Annotated in this window: 13 protein-coding genes; 11 read left to right on the top strand and 2 right to left on the bottom strand. The window is 47.7% G+C overall.

Going from position 1 to position 16,495, the window contains the following annotated elements:
• Positions 1–379 precede the first annotated feature (379 nt).
• Together fadJ and fadI are read right to left on the bottom strand one after the other, a co-directional pair.
• Positions 380–2,506, bottom strand: coding sequence for a fatty acid oxidation complex subunit alpha FadJ (fadJ, locus tag ACHA99_RS17295; RefSeq protein WP_393944069.1), 2,127 nt, complete (start codon positions 2,504–2,506; stop codon positions 380–382).
• A gap of 5 nt (positions 2,507–2,511) precedes the next feature.
• The gene (gene fadI / locus ACHA99_RS17290) at positions 2,512–3,822 is read right to left on the bottom strand and encodes an acetyl-CoA C-acyltransferase FadI (RefSeq protein ID WP_014610833.1); all 1,311 of its coding nucleotides are present in this window, start codon (positions 3,820–3,822) and stop codon (positions 2,512–2,514) included.
• A gap of 262 nt (positions 3,823–4,084) precedes the next feature.
• Between fadI and ACHA99_RS17285 the strand changes: the two genes are divergently transcribed.
• The 11 genes from ACHA99_RS17285 to ACHA99_RS17235 form a co-directional block, all read left to right on the top strand.
• Positions 4,085–5,041, top strand: coding sequence for a MoxR family ATPase (locus ACHA99_RS17285; protein WP_028761051.1), 957 nt, complete (start codon positions 4,085–4,087; stop codon positions 5,039–5,041).
• Between the two features lie 24 nt (positions 5,042–5,065).
• Positions 5,066–6,019: a DUF58 domain-containing protein gene (locus tag ACHA99_RS17280; protein WP_393944066.1), complete on the top strand. Its 954-nt coding sequence runs from the start codon at positions 5,066–5,068 to the stop codon at positions 6,017–6,019.
• A 2-nt stretch (positions 6,020–6,021) separates the two neighbouring features.
• On the top strand, positions 6,022–6,666 hold the full coding sequence (locus ACHA99_RS17275; protein WP_393944064.1) for a DUF4381 domain-containing protein: 645 nt from the start codon (positions 6,022–6,024) through the stop codon (positions 6,664–6,666).
• Positions 6,660–7,679, top strand: coding sequence for a vWA domain-containing protein (locus ACHA99_RS17270; RefSeq protein WP_393944062.1), 1,020 nt, complete (start codon positions 6,660–6,662; stop codon positions 7,677–7,679). Before ACHA99_RS17275 ends, ACHA99_RS17270 begins: the two co-directional genes overlap by 7 nt.
• Positions 7,679–9,700 (top strand): VWA domain-containing protein, encoded by a 2,022-nt coding sequence (locus ACHA99_RS17265; protein ID WP_393944060.1) that lies wholly within the window; start codon positions 7,679–7,681, stop codon positions 9,698–9,700. Before ACHA99_RS17270 ends, ACHA99_RS17265 begins: the two co-directional genes overlap by 1 nt.
• Entirely contained in the window at positions 9,694–11,415 is a 1,722-nt protein-coding gene (locus tag ACHA99_RS17260) for a BatD family protein (protein WP_393944058.1), read from the top strand. Before ACHA99_RS17265 ends, ACHA99_RS17260 begins: the two co-directional genes overlap by 7 nt.
• A gap of 72 nt (positions 11,416–11,487) precedes the next feature.
• Positions 11,488–12,051 carry a sigma-70 family RNA polymerase sigma factor gene (locus ACHA99_RS17255; protein WP_006085483.1) on the top strand — a complete coding sequence of 188 codons (564 nt, stop codon included), beginning with the start codon at positions 11,488–11,490 and terminating at the stop codon, positions 12,049–12,051.
• On the top strand, positions 12,044–12,748 hold the full coding sequence (locus tag ACHA99_RS17250) for a DUF3379 domain-containing protein (RefSeq protein WP_393944056.1): 705 nt from the start codon (positions 12,044–12,046) through the stop codon (positions 12,746–12,748). The genes ACHA99_RS17255 and ACHA99_RS17250 overlap by 8 nt, the downstream gene beginning before the upstream one ends.
• A 157-nt stretch (positions 12,749–12,905) precedes the next feature.
• Positions 12,906–14,357: a sodium/proline symporter PutP gene (gene putP / locus ACHA99_RS17245; protein ID WP_105253092.1), complete on the top strand. Its 1,452-nt coding sequence runs from the start codon at positions 12,906–12,908 to the stop codon at positions 14,355–14,357.
• Positions 14,358–14,710: 353 nt separating this feature from the next.
• On the top strand, positions 14,711–16,012 hold the full coding sequence (locus ACHA99_RS17240) for an OmpP1/FadL family transporter (RefSeq protein ID WP_393944054.1): 1,302 nt from the start codon (positions 14,711–14,713) through the stop codon (positions 16,010–16,012).
• A gap of 103 nt (positions 16,013–16,115) precedes the next feature.
• A partial coding sequence (locus tag ACHA99_RS17235) for a VOC family protein (protein ID WP_393944052.1) occupies positions 16,116–16,495 on the top strand: 380 nt, incomplete at its 3' end.

Here is a 16,495-nt window from a genome sequence, read left to right as displayed (position 1 = left end):
AAACCACCTCTTTAAAAACAACTAAATAAATCATAAAGGTAGAGAAATTAATTCCTCATCAAAATGCGAATGCTACTCGCGTAGTCTTGGTGATTGATGCACATGTTAAATACGTCATTTTAACGGCAGGATAAAAAGTTTTCCGCACTATGCATAAACGAGCAACACTCATTCATCGCTACGCTCTCAGTACAGAACACGTAACACCGAACTCTCGATAAAGGGCTCGGATTATACAAGATCCACATCCCCAATGTGAACATTTTTTAGGCAAAAGCATGCCTTGTGGCAATAAAAAAAGCGGCAATAACCTGCCGCTTTTTTGTTCAATTTTGATTAACTAAGACCTAGATTAACGATGACTTAGATTCACTGAAACTTAGAAAAAGTGCGCGTTTTCTTGAGCCATGGTTTTTAAGCGCTCACAAGGTTCGAATCTGTTACCGAATTGACTTTGATAACCTTCAAGGATCTTCACTAAGTTCGCGGCGCCTAAAGAGTCAATATAATGGAATGGGCCACCGAGGAATGGCGGGAAGCCAATACCGAAAATGGCGCCAATATCGCCATCTCTTGGCGATGCAATAATACCATCATCTAAACAACGCACCGCTTCATTGAGCATTTGTACGACACAACGCTCAGCAACCGCTTTTACATCTTTATTGGTGCCAGGCTTAATACCTAACACGCCATAAACACTCTCATCGACGACTTTCGCTTTCTTGCTAGAGTCTTTTTGGCCGTATTGATAAAATCCTTTGCCATTTTTGCGGCCTTTACGATCGTCACCTAAAAGCTTGTCAAATGCGGCTGGCGCTTTAAAACGTTCACCCAATTCTTTCTCAAGGATCGGTGAAATTTTTGCGCCCACGTCGATACCCACTTCGTCGAGCAAAGTAATAGGTCCCACAGGGAAGCCAAATTTCACTAAAGCTTTATCCAAATGCTCAACACTTTGGCCTTCGAGTAGTAATTGCGCAGCCTCATTCATATACAGAGCCAGAATACGGTTCACGTAGAAACCCGCGCCATCCTGTACCACTATCGGTGTTTTACCTTGCTTACGGGCAAATGCGACAGTAGTCGCAATGGTTTCTGGCGACGTTTTAGCGTGGGCAATCACTTCCACCAGCGGCATTTTCTCTACTGGCGAGAAATAATGCAGACCAATCACATTTTCAGGACGCGTCGCCGCCTCGGCGATTTGGCTAATCGGCAAAGATGAGGTGTTTGACGCAAAAATCGTGTGCTCACCACACTCACGCTCAATGTCTTTCACCATTTGATGCTTAAGCGCTAAGTCTTCAAATACCGCTTCCACAACGATGTCGGCATCTTTAACGCCTTTATACTCAGTGGTTGTGGTCATCAGCGCCATTAAGTTGTCACGGGCAGCAGGCGTCATATGGCGGCGCTTTACCCCTTTATCCAACAACTTATAAGCGTAGGCTAATGCATTGCTTAAACCTTTTTCGCTGATGTCTTTGACGCGAACGGGGATTTTAGCCTTAGTAGTCGTCACAGAGGCAATGCCTCCGCCCATTAAACCGCCACCTAAGATCACCGCTTTCTTCACTTTGCGCGGTGTAGCACCCTCAGCGCCGGTTTCTTTCTTCATTTCAGTGGTGGCGAAGAAAATACTGCGCAGCGCTTCAGATTCTTTTGATACCACTAATTCAGCAAAGTGACTCGCTTCGACTTCTAGCCCTTTTTGCATCCCCTTCGCAATCCCTTGACGCACGCAGTCAATAATCTTGGCTGGTGCTGGATAATTACCTTGGGTTTTCTTTTCGACTTGTTTAGTCGCTTGATCAAAAATAATGTTACGGCCAAATCTCGTGCCTTCAAGCACTTGATTAACGAGTGACTTTTTAACAGGTTTCGGTGCACGTTTACCTGCAAGCGCCATCTCAACTGCGGTTTGCAGCAAAATGGTCTGCGGTACAACATCATTCACTAAGCCCATTTTCAAGGCTTGTTTAGGACGGATTTGTTTACCGGTCAACATCATGTCTAAGGCGGTGGTAATACCGACTAAACGAGGCAAACGTTGAGTCCCACCGCCTCCAGGTAATAAGCCAAGTTGAACTTCCGGTACGCCGAGCATGGTTTTACCATCGTCGCTACATACCCTTTGATGACAAGCTAAGGCTAACTCTAAACCACCACCTAAACAGGCACCATGGATTGCCGCCACTACAGGAATTTTTAAGGCTTCTAACTCATTAAAAACCACATGCCCTTGCTGGGATAAGGCTTTGGCATCGGCCGCCGTTTTACAGGCATCGAGCATAGAAATGTCCGCGCCCGCGACGAAAGAATCTTTCTTGCCCGAGATCAGCACGAGCCCACGAATATGAGGATCGCTTTTAATCTCAGCCAGAATCTCACTGATTTCAGGGCCAAACTGTGCTTTTAGGGTGTTCATGGTTTCGCCAGGAACATCCATAGTCAAAATGGCAATGCCGTCGTCGCGGCGGGTTAAATTAAAGGTCTTTTCCATGCCGATTACTCCACTTCCACTATCATAGCCACACCCAAACCACCGGCCGCACAAGCCGTCGTTAAGCCAGTTCCACCACCACGGCGCTTTAGCTCACGACACACTTGGGTGATTAAACGGGTTCCCGTTGCCGCAAAAGGATGACCATAAGCGAGCGAGCCACCGAGCACGTTAAACTTGCTCATGTCTATTTCGCCAATCGCGCGGTTGCGGCCGAGTTTTTCTTCGGCAAATTTTTTCGAAGCAAACATCTGCATGTTCGCTAATGTCTGCGCAGCAAAGGCTTCGTGCATTTCAATCAGAGTAAGATCTTCTAATTCCATTCCAGCACGTTTTAACGCCAGTGGCGTCGCGTAGGACGGTCCCATCAGCATATCTTGCCACACATCAATGGCGCTAAAAGCGTAACTCTTAATATAACCAATAGGTTGATAACCTAAGGCTTTGGCTCGACCTTCACTCATCAAGATAATCGCTGAGGCACCATCAGTCAGTGGCGTACTATTGGCCGCCGTCACAGTACCATGTTGTTTGTCGAATGCAGGACGCAACTTAGCATATGACTCCAATACTGAGTTTTCGCGGATATTGTTATCGCGATCGATAAACTGCTTATACGGCGGTATATGCGCGACCATAACTTCGTCACGCAAATGGCCAGAAGCCCAAGTTTCGCTCGCTAAGGTATGTGAGCGGTGCGCTAAGGCATCTTGATCGGCACGGCTAATATTGTAGGTTTTTGCCATCTGCTCGGCGGTTTGTCCCATAGACAAGCCCGTTGAGTACTCTGCCACCGCAGGCGGCACAGGTAATAAATCCTTTAAACCTAAACGGCGGAAAATTTGTAACTTTTGCCCAAAGCTACGGGCTTTATTCAGATCGACTAACGCATGGGCTAATTTTTTCGATACACCGATAGGCAATACAGAGGAAGAGTCGGCGCCGCCCGCAATACCGATTTCGATATTACCCGTCATGATAGATTCAGCCACGTTTACGGCAGATTGAAAGCTAGTTGCACAGGCGCGAGTGACACTATAGGCATCGGTCGACACATTCATGCCAGTACCGAGTACGATTTCACGGGCAATGTTAGGTGCAGCCGGCATTTGCACGACTTGTCCATAGACTAATTGCTCAATCAGCTTAGGATCGAGTTCTGAGCGCGCCAATAATTCATTGACCACCATTTTGCCCATATCGAGCGCCGATACGCCGTGGAATGCCGTGGCTTGCTTTGCAAAGGGCGTTCTTAAACCCGCTACAATGGCGATACGTTCACCCTTGGCGTTCGTAACCTGTTGTCTATCACTCATTTGTCACCCTCTTTATGTGCGCAATCGCTGAGAGATTTCAGGCGGCGCTATCGATTTCCGTGTTTGACCCATTGTTTTACGGCGAAAAACGCCCAATAACAGGTCTGACCATTAAAGTGTGATCTGATTCTAACTTCTTGTCAGCAAGTTTTAAACACCTGTTTGTTTTTTTAACACTAGCCAAACCCTAAGGGAATTCTTTACCATAGCTGTTGTCTATAGCCCACACACGTATTTTCAACATAATAAAACGAGTAGCATCATGCCTTTGAGTCGCTTCCACGCATTACGCACTTACCTAAATAAGGTTGTTTTAGGGCAGCCAGTATTGACCGAAAATCTGCTCATTGCCTTAATTGCCAATGGCCACTTATTAGTTGAAGGACCACCGGGGCTGGCAAAGACCCGTGCAGTGAAAGCCTTATGTGACGGGGTTGAGGGCGATTTTCACCGCATTCAATTTACCCCAGATCTGCTGCCCGCCGACTTAACTGGCACAGATATCTATCGCTCGCAAACTGGCACCTTCGAATTTGAAGCCGGACCGATTTTCCACAATTTAATCCTGGCGGACGAAATTAACCGCGCCCCAGCCAAAGTTCAGTCAGCCTTATTAGAAGCCATGGCCGAAGGTCAAGTCACAGTTGGTAAGCACAGCTATAAGCTACCGCCGCTGTTTTTAGTAATGGCCACCCAAAATCCATTAGAGAACGAAGGCACTTACCCGCTGCCCGAAGCACAGCTTGACCGTTTTCTGATGCACTTAAACCTTGATTACCCGAGCGGCGAGACTGAAATCGAAATTCTGCGTCAATCCCGCAAAGAAGCGCTGACCCACGAATTGCCAACCACTGAGCCGATTGCACAAGCAGATGTGTTTGCCGCCCGTGACGAAGCCATGGAAATCTATCTCGCCGAGCCGCTCGAAAAGTACATAGTCGAAATCGTGATGGCGACCCGTGAGCCTTTACGTTATAGCGAAGACTTAGCTAAGTGGCTTGAGTACGGCGTCAGCCCGCGCGCAACTATTTCATTAGAACGCTGCGCCCGCGCCCGTGCTTGGCTGCACGAGCGGGACTTTGTTTCACCGGAAGACATTCAAGCTGTTGCGCCAAATGTATTACGCCATAGACTCCTACTCAGCTACCAAGCACAAGCCGAGGGCGTCAGCCGCGATCACGTGATCAACCACATCTTAAGTCAAGTTGCAGTACCTTAACGGTGAAGATAAAGGTGAAATAAGATGAGTGACACAGCGCGACTCTCAGCCTCGGTCGATGGCTTGCCGCTTTTTGCCGATGGCTTGCATTTAACCGAGCAAGAGCTGCTGGCGTGCCAAAATATCGCCCGAGCTATGCCAGAGCGTTATAGCCGTGCCCGCGCTAACTTAGCGGGCCATCGCAGCAGCTTAATCAAAGGCCGCGGTATGGAGTTTGCCGAGGTGCGCCACTACCAACAGGGCGACGATGTGCGCACCATTGATTGGCGCGTTACCGCTCGTACAGGCACAACTCACACTAAATTATTTGTCGAAGAACGTGAGCGCCCTATTTTATTGTTAATCGACTTGAGCCAAAGCCTCTATTTTGGTTCGAGTTTATTGCTGCAATCGGTGCAAGCAGGACACCTTGCGACCACCTTAGGTTGGAATGCGATTAACCATGGCGATCGACTCGGCGCCTTGATCGCCAGCGAGTCTGAGCATTTAGAGCTCAAACCCCGCAGCCGTCGTCAGGGCATATTGCAATTGATCTCAGGCCTGCGCCGTGTACACGAAAATCAGCTCAATCATGTTGGCAGTGGCCAGCGCGATCCTGACCATATCCTGCGTGCCTGTCAGCGATTACAACGTATCGCCAAACCCGGCTCCTTAGTTTGGATAGTGACAGATGGCAGCCATTTTAGTCCCCAATGTATCGCGCCTCTCACCGAGCTTAAGCGTCATTGCGATGTGGGTGCCTATCTTATTACCGATCCCCTGCGTCAAGGTACACTGCCGTTACCACACAACTTTAATTTGCCGGTACGGGATGGGGATGAGGACTTAGTGCTTAGCCGCCACAGTTATCAGGCTTGGCTCGACATTCAGTTGCGTCAGCAAAAGGACTTTATCGCCATGATGCAACAACTGCGCGTACGCACCCAGATCATAGATGCGGGTGCTCCCCTAGCCCACCAATTGGAATTATTGCGTTAACTATGGATCCAGCAACAGTGAATTCAGAAATAGCAAATCCACAGGCAACAGTACCTATGCCTTCTACGGCGCCAAATCCAGCCCTTGCACAACTGCAGGATATTATTCATCCCGAACCGATCGGCGCTTGGCCTTGGGCAATCGGTTATTGGCTGGTTTTAGCACTTGTGATTGCCCTCATCACACTCTTAGTTATCTGGCTAAGAAAACGCGCCCGTTACTTAGCGCCGAAAAAAGCCGCGAAGCAGTTACTCAATCAGCTCGATAAACAAGCGACTTCCTATGCCTCTGACGTCAACAGCCTATTAAAGCGCACCGCCATGAGTTACCTCAGCAGAGAAGCGATAGCCTCCTTAGATGGTGAAGCTTGGGCGGCTTGGTTAGACAGCTATTTACCCGAGCATAAACGCCAACGTATTGGCGCCTTGTTGGCCAAACGCCATCAGGCTTCGCCATTGACCTTAGCTGAAGCCAATGAATTGCATCAACTCACACAGGCTTGGTTGGCATCGAAAGCAAAACTGAGTGCGCCTGAGCCGAATCTTGTTCAAGCTAAAGGCTACGTTCAAGCTAGTGGCGACGCTCGAGCTAAAAGCCAAGCGCCAACCCAGCAAACTGACACTGAAAAAGCGGAGGCACAATGTTAACAATTGCATGGCCTTGGCTATTGATATTATTGCCTTTACCTTTGATTTTTTGGCGCCAACAAACCGTGCAAGTGGATGGTGGCCGGCTGCAATTACCCGGAATAAGCCAAACGGGCAAACAAAGCTTAGCGGCCAACACGCGCCAGAGTCGCAAACGCTACTGGCTGATGTGGTGCCTGTTAGTGCTCGCTATTGCTCGTCCTCAATGGCTTGGTGAACCTATCGAACTGCCAAGCCAAGGCCGCGATTTGATGATGGCGGTGGATTTATCCGGCAGTATGCAGATTGAAGACATGGTGGTGAATGGCAAAACCGTTGACCGTTTCACTTTAATTCAGCACGTCGTCAGTGACTTTATCGAGCGCCGCAAGGGTGATCGTATCGGCTTGATCCTCTTTGCCGATCACGCCTATTTACAGGCGCCGCTGACCCAAGATAGACGTTCAGTGGCGCAATTTTTAAAAGAAGCACAAATTGGCTTAGTCGGTAAGCAAACCGCCATAGGTGAAGCTATCGCTCTAGCGGTAAAACGCTTCGATAAAATGGACGAGAGTAATAGAGTATTGATTTTATTGACCGACGGTTCTAACAACGCGGGCAATATTGAACCAGAGCAAGCAGCGCAAATTGCCGCTAATCGTAAAGTTACCATTTATACGGTTGGTGTGGGCGCAGATGTAATGGAGCGCCGTACACTCTTTGGCCGTGAGCGGGTTAATCCTTCGATGGATCTGGATGAAAACCAACTTAAGCATATCGCCGACGTCACCCACGGCCGTTATTTTCGCGCCCGTAACAGCCAAGAGCTAGACCAGATTTACCAAGAAATCGATAAACTCGAACCCGTGAGTCGCGATCAATTAAGCTATCGTCCGCAGGCAGATCTGTTCTATTGGCCGCTGGCACTGGCATTACTGACGAGTCTGTTGATTGCCTTAGGTCAATTGCCACTGTTTGCAGCGCGCCGCGTTAAACCCTCTGTCGCAACCACTTCACAGGGGAACATCAAATAATGAACCTACATTTTATTCGTCCCGAATGGCTACTCGCACTAGTACCGCTAGCCTTAGCCTTGTTGAGTTTATGGCGGCAACACGAGAGCCACAGCGCTTGGAATCGTTATATTGCGCCGCACTTAGCCAAGATATTGGTCACCCAAGGCAATAAGAAATCCCGCCGTCCGTTGCATTTATTAGCCTTCACTTGGTTGATTGCGACCTTAGCACTCGCCGGACCTGCCGTGAATAAACAATCCTTACCTGTGTTTGCCGCCGAGCAAGGCCGCGTACTGGTGATGGACATGTCCGTATCTATGTTCGCCACCGATCTTGCGCCGAATCGGTTAACCCAAGCCAAATTTAGGGCAACGGATCTCCTGCGTAATCTTAAAGAAGGTGAAACAGGTTTAGTCGCCTTTGCCGGCGATGCCTTTACTATCAGCCCATTAACCCGTGATACCGGCACATTACTCAATTTACTGCCGACCTTAAGTCCTGAGATCATGCCCGTTCGTGGCTCAAACTTAGCGGCAGGCTTGACCCAAGCCAAAACGCTACTGGCTCAGGGTGGCCATATTCGCGGTGATATTATCCTGATGACAGATGGCATCACAACAGCCCAGTTTGATGAGGCTAACTCGGCATTAAATGGCACGCAATATCGTCTTGCCGTCGTCGCTTTTGGTACCAGCCAAGGCGCGCCAATCCGTCTACCCGATGGACAATTGCAGCGCGACAGCAGCAACGAAGTCGTCGTGGCCAGCACTGATTTCGCTCTGCTGCAAAAACTGGCCGCGAATAACAAAGGCGTTTTGATCCAGAATCGCACCGACGGTAATGATCTCGCCCAATTACAGCAATGGTTAAGCGATGCTGGCGATGCGAAAGCCACTGATCTTGATGGTGAAACTTGGCAGGATCTCGGTCCTTACCTCGCCTTATTATTACTGCTACCCGCCCTTTTCAGCTTTAGACATGGAATCGTGGCCAGTGTTGGATTTATCACTCTTGCTGGCAGCTTACTGCTCGCGGCTGTGCCTCAGCCAGCCCATGCCAGTGTGTGGGACAATGCCTGGGATAATGTGTGGAAAACCACAGATCAACAAGCGATGCAGGCCTATCAATCCCAAGATTACGCAAACGCCGCTAAGCAGTTTGAGTCGCCCCAATGGCGTGGCAGCGCCCAATACAAAGCCGGTGATTTTGCGCAAGCACTGAAAACCTTCGAGCAAGATAGTTCAGCCCAAGGCCTCTACAATCAAGGCAATGCGTTGATGCAACTCGGTAAACCCGATAAGGCCAAGGAGCGCTATCAAGCCGCGCTTGAGAAACAAGCTGATTTCCCTGCGGCCAAGGCCAACCTTGAACTTGCTGAAAAGTTATTGCAGGAACAGCAAGGTAAAAACGAGCAACAGGATAAGAACCAAGATCAACAAGGTGATCAACAGTCTGGCGACCAACAATCCGGTGACCAAAAATCGCAGGATAAACAGCAATCTGACCAAGATAGCGCTCAGAAAGATAAGCAAGATCAAGCGGGACAAAAGTCTCAGGATCAACAGGACGATGCCGACGCGGATCAAAGCCCTGAGCAGCAAAAAACGGATGAGCAACAGTCTGAGCAAGATAAGCAAAATGGCAATGCTCAGGATCAGCAGGATGAAGCCAAGCAGCAAAATGGCGAGCAGGATGCGCAGGAAAATGAGCCGGTAGACAATTCACCTGTAGAAAATGAAGCTAAGATGCAAGCGCAGGCTAAAGCCGATGCTGAAGAGCAAAAGTCAGCAGAACAAGAAAAGCAAAGCGTTGCCGCCAAAGAAGCTTCTGAGCAAAATGCGCAAGATAAACAAGAGGCTGCTATGAGTGAATCGGTCGAGGCACCGCCAACCAATAGCGAGCCACTGCCCGCAGAAATGCAACGAGCACTGAGGGGCGTGAGTGAAGATCCGCAAGTGTTACTGCGCAACAAGATGCAGTTGGAATATCAAAAACGCCGTCAAAATGGCCAAATATCAAAGGATAACGAACAGTGGTGACGAGACAATTTTTTATCCTGCTACTCCTTGCCATCGGAGTGGCCCATCCCGCCTTTGCACTTAGCAAAATTGAGGCCTCGGTCGATCGCAACCCAGTGATGGAGGGCGAATACTTTGTGCTCAACATCAGTGTCGATGACGAAGTCGATACCGGTAAGCTAGACACATCCGCCCTACTGAAAGATTTTATTGTCGGCCGTACTAGCGTGAGTCGCAGCACGCAAATCATGAACTTCGATGCGGTCAAAGAAACCCGCTGGCAAGTGCTGCTCGCGCCAAAACAACAAGGCCAGTTAACCATTCCAGCCTTTAGTATTGACGGCGTCAGCTCATCGCCTATTCCTCTCAAAGTGGTAGAAACCGGTAGCCAGCCCGCGCAAATGAACAATCTGTTCATTGACGCCAAAGTCTCTACCGACGAAGCCTATGTTGGGCAGCTCATTACCTACAAGGTGAAACTCTATCTGGCGGTAGAATTACAAAGGGGCGTATTGAGTGCACCTGTGATCGAAGGCGCACAGATCAAACAAATCGGAGAAGATAGGGATGGTTCAGAGATAGTCGATGGCCGACGTTACCGCGTGATTGAACGCACCTATGGCATCATTCCCGATTTGCCCGGCCAAGTGAATATCAAAGGTGCAACCTTTGCTGGCGATGTGCTGGTAGAATCCCAACGCCGCGGCGGCATGTTTGGCTTTAATGAAAGCCGCCCAATGCAAGCAGGCGCGCCCTCACTGACAGTTCAAGTGAATCCCGCACCAACAAGTTTCCAAGGCCAATGGCTAGTTGCCGATTTAGTGGCGCTAAAAGAAAACTTCCCTGAAGATATTAAAAAGTTTACCGTCGGTAGCCCTATCACCCGCACTATTACGCTGTTGGCTTCCAATGCTGATGAAAATAGTCTGCCTGATATACTGCAAACTCTGCCCGATGAACTCAAGTCATACCCAGAAAAACCCCAGCGGCAGACCTTTGTGCGCGATGCACAAATTGTTTCGCAGTACAGTATTACTTCGGCAATCGTTCCCAGCAAAGCGGGCACCTTTACCTTGCCCGAAATCAAAGTGCCTTGGTGGAATCCGCGCCTTAAACGTCAAGAAACTGCAACGCTGCCCGCACGTACCATAATCGTTGAAGGTGGTGCTGTCAGTGATACGCCAGCTCAACCAACATGGGAAACCAACTCCGCGGCCGATAAGGGCTGGTCTTGGCTAACCACGGTTTTTGCTGCTCTATGGCTGGTCACTCTAGTCGCTTGGATTATCACCTTAGTCGCTTGGCGCCGCGCCTTAAAAAATCAAACGGCCGCCCCAATTGCAGTAAACTCTTCAATCAGTTCAGCACAATCAGTGACTGCCTCCGGCTTGAAAGGATTAGAGCAAGCCTGCGCCAGTGGCGATGTGAGCCGAATTATGTTGCAATTGCAGCAATATTTCAGTGAGTTACAGCAAACACCTATGACATTAGATAAGATTGCTGAGCAGTCACCGCAACTGGCAGCAGCGATACAGCAACTGCAAATCAAAGCCTACAGTGCGAAGGCCGATAAGAGCCACCATACTGACAGTGCTAATACGAGCAGTGCGAATTCTAACAATACAAATAGCCACTTAAGCGCCGAATGTACCGCCTTACTTAACGCGGTTAAGGCCTGTGAGCATAAACATTCAAACCCAAAATCAGCGCCATTAAGCCCACTGAATCCTAAATAAATGATGGGGTTAATGACAAAGAAGCGAGTGCTACTATGCTAAATATTCCGCCAAAAAGCCCAAAGATAAAAAATGTTTGCTAACTGGCGCAAGAAATCCGTCGAGCCCGCGGTCTCTTCTGACATGCTAAGCAAACAACGACGATACAACAGCCTAGTCAAGGCGCTACATGCAGACATTTTCCGCTACGCCTATTGGTTATGCGGCGATAAGCACGTGGCTGAAGACATTACCCAAGAAACCTTCTTGCGGGCGTGGCGCTCTTTGGATTCCCTCAAGGATGATAAAGCGGCGAAAGCTTGGCTGATCACGATTCTTAGGCGTGAAAATGCGCGGCGTTTCGAGCGTAAACAGTTCGATTATTCCGACGTTGAGCAAGATACCTTAGAGGACAATATCTCCAATAGCAGTGAAGAGCAGACCGAGCAATATCTGATCCGTCGACAAATTGGCAAGCTGGATATCGAATACCGTGAACCACTCTTACTCCAGCTCATTGGTGGCTTTAGCGGCGATGAAATCGCCGAGCTGATGGAGCTCAATCGCAACACCGTAATGACGCGTTTATTTCGGGCGAGGAGCCAATTGAAAGAATTACTTGAGAAGAATGATGTGAGAGGTCAATCCAATGGATGAGCTTAAATTTAGACGTCAAGCTTATGAAGATCCTCATAATCAAGATGCTGACTTTCTGGCGCAGATCAATGCCAAGCCAGAAAACCAAGCCCTAATCAATGAGCTTAAAAACCTTGATGCCAAACTGAGCAACGCATTGAAAGTAGATGTGGCTGAGGATCTCGCCGACAAACTCATTTTGCGTCAGCAGTTACAACAGCACCATAAACAGCGCCGGCAAACGTTTTTTTTAGTGGCCATGGCAGCCTCGGTTGCGTTTGTGGTAGGGATCAGCTTCAGCCTATTACGCTTAGGGCCTATTGATTTGGCTGAACATGCACTGGCCCATGTCTACCATGAAGATATTGCCTTGCATGTCGATCAAAATGTCAATTTTAGTCAAGTCAATGCCCAGCTTGCGTCGATAAAAGACTTTGGCAATGCCAAATTTACCCAACAACCGGGCAAAGTGTATTACACCTCTTATTGCGATTTTCAAGGGGTAAAAAGCCTGCACTTAGTACTTCAGGGCGAACAAAGTAAGGTGACACTCTTTATCGTGCCACTCGAGAAACGTATGGTGTTGGATAAAACCTTCGCCGACGGTAAATATCAAGGGATGGGCTTTGAAACGCCCGATGCATTTATTTTGCTCATAGGTGAGGATCAAGCTGACCTTAGCTATATAAAAGACGAAATCAATAATATATTTATTTAAGCTATTGTTATAAATTGCATTTAAAAATCAATCTCCGATATTTTCATGTTATCGGAGGTTAGATTTCAATCACACTTACATCTGCTAATGGGCGCACGTTCAAACATCTGGTAGCATGCTTGCCACTTTTAATAATAAAAAGATGGGAAAAGGCAAGATGACGATTGAAACCCCGATTTTAATCACATTTGTTGGTTACTTAGTATTGATGATGGGCATAGGTTTTTGGGCTTACCGTGCTACCGATACTGTTGATGATTATATTTTAGGTGGCCGCAAAATGGGTCCCGCAGTGACCGCACTCAGCGTGGGTGCATCTGACATGTCAGGTTGGCTGTTACTGGGGTTACCCGGCGCAGTTTACTTAAGCGGCTTAGGTGCAGCCTGGATTGGCGTAGGATTAATTATTGGTGCTTGGCTAAACTGGTTATTTGTTGCCAAGCGACTGCGCATTTATACCCAACTCGCCGATAACGCCCTCACTTTACCGGATTTTTTCGAGAAACGTTTCCACGATACCCAAGGCTATCTCAAGCTCGTTTCCGCAATCACTATTCTGGTGTTTTTTACTTTCTATGCCTCCTCTGGCATGGTCGGTGGCGCGATTTTGTTTGAGAAAGTCTTTGGGCTTGATTACACCGCAGCCCTAGTGATTGGCTCGGCCATCATAGTCGGTTACACCTTTATTGGCGGTTTCTTTGCCGTGTGTTGGACTGACTTTTTCCAAGGTAGTTTAATGCTCATCGCCCTATTGATTGTCCCTTTTGCCGTTTTCGCTCACCCCGAAAGCCATGCAGGTATTGAAACGATTGATCCCGCAATGTTGGCATTAGTCAATGACAAAACCACTGCCATCGGCATGTTATCTTTGCTCGCATGGGGCCTAGGTTATTTTGGTCAGCCACATATTTTGTCGCGTTTTATGGCGATAGGCAGTGCCGATGCCCTGCCCTTGTCACGCCGTATAGCCATGAGCTGGATGGTGTTATCTCTCATTGGCGCGTTAGCAACAGGTATCGCAGGCTCGCTCTATTTCGCCAAAGAGCCATTAGCCAATTCTGAAACGGTATTTATCCATTTAGCTCAAGCAGCGTTTAACCCATGGATTGGTGGGCTATTAATCGCCGCTATTTTATCGGCAATCATGAGTACTATCGACTCGCAACTCTTAGTCTGCTCAAGTGTCATCACCGAAGATTTCTACCGTAAATGGTTGCGCCCAAAGGCCGATGATCGCGAGCTAATGATGGTAGGTCGTTTAGGCGTGCTCGCTATCGCTGTGATTGCAGGTGTGATAGCACTCAATCCTGAAAGTAGCGTACTTAGCCTAGTGAGTTATGCTTGGGCAGGCTTTGGTGCGGCCTTTGGTCCCGTAGTCTTGTTATCCTTGTTTTGGAAGCAATACAGCCGTAATGGCGCTATCGCCACTATTATTGTCGGCGCATTGACTGTGGTGATTTGGAAGCAACTCACTGGTGGCATTTTTGAAGTATACGAAATCCTTCCTGGGTTTATATTCGCGACTATTGCGGGTATTTTAGTCAGTAAATTCTCTGCTCCAAGTGAAAAAGTAACGACAGAGTTCGAACAATTTAAGTCTGCACTCTAATCTAGATATGCTTCTATATGTTTAAAAGCGCACAAGTGTGCGCTTTTTACATTTTGTATCCTTTTAAATACCCTACGCACCATTACAAACCGTTAACTTCAATTGAAACCCATAGCGGCACCCAAAGCCCTTCATATCAAGCATCTGGCCAGACCATTCAAGCATACTAAAGTATCACTCTTGTTTTAAAGACTTTTAATTAACTGAAAATTAACATATTTCACTTCTGGTCGGACTTGTTGAGGGTACATTGAATCCATAAGATGCCGGAGACTAATAAATGGATTTAAATACTTTCGGCGGACTAGGACCGAATAAAAATCCAATACTTATAAAAAATAGAGAGAATAATAATGAAAACATTCAACAAGACACTCATTGCCGTTTCTGTCGCATTAGCAAGCACACAAACCTTAGCTTCAGGTTTTCAACTAAACAGCCAATCAGCAACGGGTATGGGCCGTGCATTTGCGGGTGATGCGGTTATTGCCGATAACGCTTCTGTGTTATCACGTAACCCTGCTGCTATGGCATTATTCGATAAAGATGCGATCTCCTTCGGCTTAACTTATGCCGATATTACTGTTGATGTTAAAGATGTTAACTTTGCCGGTGGTGCCGTTGACTTAGGCAGCATCGATGACGCAGGTAGCTCTAAAATTATCCCTAATATTTTCTACATCCACCCCATCGACGATAAGTTCGCCGTAGGTTTTGCCGCTTTCTCTAACTTTGGTACCGGTACCGATGCCAGCTCACTTTCAAAGAGTTTACCAGCAGGCTCACCAGCACCTTATGATCTGCTTGGCGAAACAGAAGTAACAACGGTTAATTTTAACACCAGCCTTTCATACCGTATTAATGACATGTTCAGTATCGGTGCTGGTATTGATGCCATTTACGGTGAAGGCCGTTTAACCCGTAACATGGGCGCGACACCTCTGGTTGACGTCGACGCTGACGGTTGGGCGTTTGGTGGTATTGTGGGTGCCACAATTGAGTTAGATAAAGACAATCGTTTCGGTATCAGTTACCGCTTCAGCCCAACAGTGAATGTTAAAGGTGATGTTAATACCATTACATCAACCAATATACCAAATGTTGGACAAGTGGCTGTTGCCACCAGTTTTGATAGTTTAGATGTACCGCTAGCGGATATCTTCCAAGTTGCAGGTTTTCATCAAATCACCCCTAAGTTTGCTCTGCACTATACAGCGCAGCACACCCAATGGGGTAATTTTGAACAAATCACAGCTAAAGATGGTGTTGCAACCATTCCAGCTGTTGGAGTGATTCAAGCCGTAGGTGATGTTGCGCTGAAAGAATACCAATGGAAAGATTCATGGTTATTCAGCCTAGGTGGTACTTACACAATCAACGAACAATTCACTGTACGTGCAGGTTATATGCATGACCAAGGCGTTGTGAACGAAATCAGCTCTATTTCATTCCCAGATTCTGACCGTAACTGGTACACAGCGGGTATGAGCTACCACATCAACCCACAAAACACAGTTGACTTTGGTATCGCTTATATTAAAGGTGAAGAAGTTCACTTGATCGAAAACAGCTCTATCACAGGCATAGGCCCTGTTAATGCGATTACTGAATCGAGTGGTATGTACTACTCAGTTCAATACAGCTACCAGTTCTAAGATAAATTCCTAACACCAAAAGCCGCATTTTTCGCGGCTTTTTTGTATCTTAAGCATTTATTGCCTAAAGTTAATTCATACTCCTGTAAACGCAGCTACGGCTATGGCTAAAGTCATTGGACTCGGTGGAATTTTCTTTAAAAGTGTCGATCCCGTTGCCTTGGCAACTTGGTACAAAACCCATCTTCAAGTCCCTATTGAAAACTGGGGAGGCGCCGCGTTTTATCACACAGATAAATCAACTCTTGGCTACCATGTTTGGACCCCTTTCGCCCATAGCACGGACTATTTCGCCCCCTCAGATAAAGGGTTTATGTTCAACTTTGTCGTTGACGACTTAGAGCAAGCCCTCGTACAAGTAGAGCAAGGTGGCGGTCAACCGATTGGTGGTATTGAAAATTCAGAATTTGGCCGCTTTGGCTGGTTTATTGACCCTGATGGCAATAAAGTCGAATTATGGCAGCCAAGCGCCATCCCTCCTGA

This window comes from Shewanella sp. S23-S33 (assembly GCF_043359565.1).
GTDB classification, from domain to species: Bacteria; Pseudomonadota; Gammaproteobacteria; order Enterobacterales; family Shewanellaceae; genus Shewanella; species Shewanella oncorhynchi.
This window is presented reverse-complemented; position numbering and strand designations above follow the sequence as displayed.

Coding starts and splice junctions, on each gene's coding strand:
- ACHA99_RS17240 (WP_393944054.1), top strand. CDS start 14,711: ATGAAAACATTCAACAAGACACTCATTGCCGTTTCTGTCGCATTAGCA.
- ACHA99_RS17285 (WP_028761051.1), top strand. CDS start 4,085: ATGCCTTTGAGTCGCTTCCACGCATTACGCACTTACCTAAATAAGGTT.
- putP (WP_105253092.1), top strand. CDS start 12,906: ATGACGATTGAAACCCCGATTTTAATCACATTTGTTGGTTACTTAGTA.
- ACHA99_RS17280 (WP_393944066.1), top strand. CDS start 5,066: ATGAGTGACACAGCGCGACTCTCAGCCTCGGTCGATGGCTTGCCGCTT.
- fadJ (WP_393944069.1), bottom strand. CDS start 2,506: ATGGAAAAGACCTTTAATTTAACCCGCCGCGACGACGGCATTGCCATT.
- ACHA99_RS17270 (WP_393944062.1), top strand. CDS start 6,660: ATGTTAACAATTGCATGGCCTTGGCTATTGATATTATTGCCTTTACCT.
- ACHA99_RS17250 (WP_393944056.1), top strand. CDS start 12,044: ATGGATGAGCTTAAATTTAGACGTCAAGCTTATGAAGATCCTCATAAT.
- ACHA99_RS17255 (WP_006085483.1), top strand. CDS start 11,488: ATGTTTGCTAACTGGCGCAAGAAATCCGTCGAGCCCGCGGTCTCTTCT.
- ACHA99_RS17275 (WP_393944064.1), top strand. CDS start 6,022: ATGGATCCAGCAACAGTGAATTCAGAAATAGCAAATCCACAGGCAACA.
- ACHA99_RS17265 (WP_393944060.1), top strand. CDS start 7,679: ATGAACCTACATTTTATTCGTCCCGAATGGCTACTCGCACTAGTACCG.
- fadI (WP_014610833.1), bottom strand. CDS start 3,822: ATGAGTGATAGACAACAGGTTACGAACGCCAAGGGTGAACGTATCGCC.